This window comes from Marinilabiliales bacterium, assembly GCA_007695015.1.
Lineage (GTDB): Bacteria > Bacteroidota > Bacteroidia > Bacteroidales > PUMT01 > PXAP01.
Window position 1 is genome coordinate 1 of sequence record REEN01000076.1, and the last position, 2,878, is coordinate 2,878.

4 protein-coding genes are annotated in these 2,878 nt (G+C 49.0%); 3 read left to right on the plus strand and 1 reads right to left on the minus strand.

What is annotated here, in order from left to right; translation table 11 throughout:
• The coding region (locus EA408_11345; protein ID TVR70383.1) for a universal stress protein at window positions 1-512 on the plus strand (512 nt) is incomplete at its 5' end.
• 8 nt (window positions 513-520) lie between these two features.
• Here EA408_11345 and EA408_11350 read toward each other — a convergent pair.
• Complete coding sequence (locus EA408_11350) at window positions 521-1,228, minus strand: SDR family NAD(P)-dependent oxidoreductase (protein TVR70384.1); 708 nt, start codon at window positions 1,226-1,228, stop codon at window positions 521-523.
• 192 nt (window positions 1,229-1,420) lie between these two features.
• Between EA408_11350 and EA408_11355 the strand changes: the two genes are divergently transcribed.
• Window positions 1,421-2,254, plus strand: a complete 834-nt coding sequence (locus EA408_11355) for a sugar phosphate isomerase/epimerase (protein TVR70385.1) — start codon at window positions 1,421-1,423, stop codon at window positions 2,252-2,254.
• A gap of 62 nt (window positions 2,255-2,316) precedes the next feature.
• Window positions 2,317-2,878, plus strand: a 562-nt coding sequence (locus tag EA408_11360) for a gfo/Idh/MocA family oxidoreductase (protein ID TVR70386.1), incomplete at its 3' end; no start/stop codon positions are given.

The window sequence follows — 2,878 nt, forward strand, 5'->3', positions numbered from 1 at the left end:
TGCTCAGCAGTTCAAAAGAACATGTGACATTTGGCGACGATACCGATAACATTGACATAATCAGGAAGGTAAACTGCCCGGTCTGGATCGTGCCGGAAGGAATTACCTACAAACCTTTTTCAGAGATACTCTATGCAACCGATTACCATGAAGAGGATATCCCGAATCTGAAGATGCTTGCAAAATTTGCATCCAGGTTCCCCGCAAGTATTACTGCTGTCCACATAACCTCCAGCGCCGGTTTCGAAGAGAGGGTAAAAGGTGAGGGTTTTGCAGCAATGTTAAAGAAGGAGACCGGCTACAATATGATCTCCCTGAAAGTTCTGCAGGAGACCAGCGGTGAGCCGCTTGTAGACGAGCTTCATGACTTTGCGCTAATGATGGACGCCGATCTGATAGTCCTTTTAAGGGAAAACAGGGGCTTTATTGACAGGCTGATGCATGGGAGCCGGTCTGAAAAGATAGCACGCCAGACCAGGCTGCCCGTGCTGATATACAATGAAGAGAGATAATAACTCTTTTATATTTCCCTTACGTCAATGAAACTGCCGCTCTCCTCGTTATGTGCTTTTATTACTGCTTTTGCCAGGGTCTCTGCCGCTTCACCCGCCGAAGGCATCTCTCCGCCTGATTTAGCATCTTTGAGTCTTCTGAGGGACGGGAATCTCGGATCATCGGCCAGTGAATAAATATAATCCTGCATTGCACTGTCAATAAGTCCGGGTGCTATAGCTGAGAAATGGGTCTCTTCCCGCTCCCTGGCGTATAGTTTTATCATCATATTCAATGCTGCTTTTGAGATTGAATATGCATTCCAGCCCCTGTTCCCCAGAACTGCGGCCCCGGAAGATACGGCGACTACCTGGCTGATACGCTCAAGGTTTTCATACATCGTATCGATCAGGACCTTGTTCGCCCACACGTTGATGTCCATTACCCTCTCTATCTCATCCAGGCTGCATTCCCCCATATCCTTTATCTCTCCGAGCACGCCTGCATTCAAAATTGCAATGTCAATATGTCCGGCTTCAACCAGAAATCCCGGGAGTTTGTTCCGGATCCCGTCAAAATCACTGAGGTCGAGTGGGAGGAATTTGAAATTCTGATGTTTTTCGAGTCCGCGATTATCATTCCTGCTGATCCCGAAAACTTTATCTCCCCTGTCAAGGTAATGCAGGGCCAGGCCCTCGCCAAGTCCCCTGCTTGTTCCTGTAATAAGAATATGCATTTGTTCTGTTTTTTTTCGGCAACCAGAATTGACTTCAGGATCTTAAGGGTTGCTGAATTATCATCGATTTTCCGGATCCTTCGCCTATGGCAAATTTAGGCATAATTGCAGACCTGTTTCCCAAAAATCTGTATTTTTATCGTTTCCGGCATTAAGGAAGGGTAGGCAGCAAAAAAAACATAAAAGGATTATATGGCTCAGGATTCAGAAAAGGATCTTTCACGTTTGTGTGTCCACACCATCACAACCCGTCCGCTTGATCTTGAAACAGCGGTTGCCAAATATGCATCAAGGGGTATACAGGGAATAACGGTATGGCGTGATGCCCTGCAAGTGACTGGAGCAAAGCGGGCAGGCAGGATCATCAGAGAGGGGGGTCTTGATCTGGTTTCTCTTTGCCGGGGCGGGTTCTTCCCGTCGATCGATCCGGCAAAAAGAAGGAGTTCGATTACCGACAACCTCGCTGCCCTTGAAGAGGCCCATGATGCAGGGGCTCCTTTACTTGTTCTTGTTTGCGGTGCAGATCCCGGGCAGTCGCCCGGAACATCACGCGAACAGATAAAGGCAGGTATAGAGGCCATCCTCCCGCGGGCTGCCGAACTGGGAGTAAGGCTTGCCATTGAACCGCTGCATCCGGTCTATGCCGATACGCGCTCATCAATAAATACCATGAAGCAGGCGATTGATATGGCCCGTTATTTTGATTCTTCCTGGCTGGGTGTCGCAGTGGATGTTTACCATGTGTGGTGGGACGAGGAACTTGAAACAGCTATTGATGCCTGTGGCAGGGACGGAAGGCTTTTTGCTTTCCATATATGCGACTGGAAAGTGCCCACGGGTGATATTCTCAATGACAGGGGACTGATGGGGGAGGGATGCATCGATATACGCCGGATAAGAGGGTGGATGGAGCGAAGCGGTTTTGAAGGTTACAATGAAGTTGAGATCTTCTCCGACATTTACTGGAACCATGACCAGAACCAGTTCCTCGACATGATAGTCCGCGCCTATCTTGATCATTCCTGATTATTTTTGATATCCCGGCCGCAAAATTGTATTTTGGCGGCTTGTCGTAAATAAATTAAACAATGGAAGCAGAAAACAATGTCATACCGGTAGGCATCATAATGAACGGTGTAACCGGGCGAATGGGGAAGAACCAGCACCTGATGAGGTCTGTTGTGCCCATTATCAAACAGGGAGGTGTGCCGGTCTCTCAAAACAGGAGGATCATGCCGCGCCCGGTCCTTGTCGGCCGTAACAGTGAGAAGCTGAAGCAGCTTAGCAGGGAGTCCGGGATAGAGGAGTGGACCACAGACCTTGGATCAGTGTTGAAAAACCCCGATTACCAGGTCTATTTTGACGCCCAGACCACCGATATGAGATTCACGGCAATAGAGCAGGCCATATCTGCAGGGAAGCATATATATTGTGAAAAGCCTGTTGCCGTATCTTCCCGGCAGGCTGTTGAGCTGTACAGGCTTGCAGCTGATGCCGGTGTTAAGCACGGGGTTGTGGCTGACAAGCTGTGGCTGCCGGGAATTGTCAAGCTGAAACTGCTGATCGATCAGGGTTTTTTCGGGAAGATACTCTCAGTAAAGGCTGATTTCGGGTACTGGGTGTTTGAAGGCGATACCATACCCCCGCAGC

What these genes read in the sequence shown, in the direction of transcription:
- EA408_11350 (TVR70384.1), bottom strand. Translation starts at nt 1,228, where the DNA reads ATGCATATTCTTATTACAGGAACAAGCAGGGGACTTGGCGAGGGCCTG.
- EA408_11355 (TVR70385.1), top strand. Translation starts at nt 1,421, where the DNA reads ATGGCTCAGGATTCAGAAAAGGATCTTTCACGTTTGTGTGTCCACACC.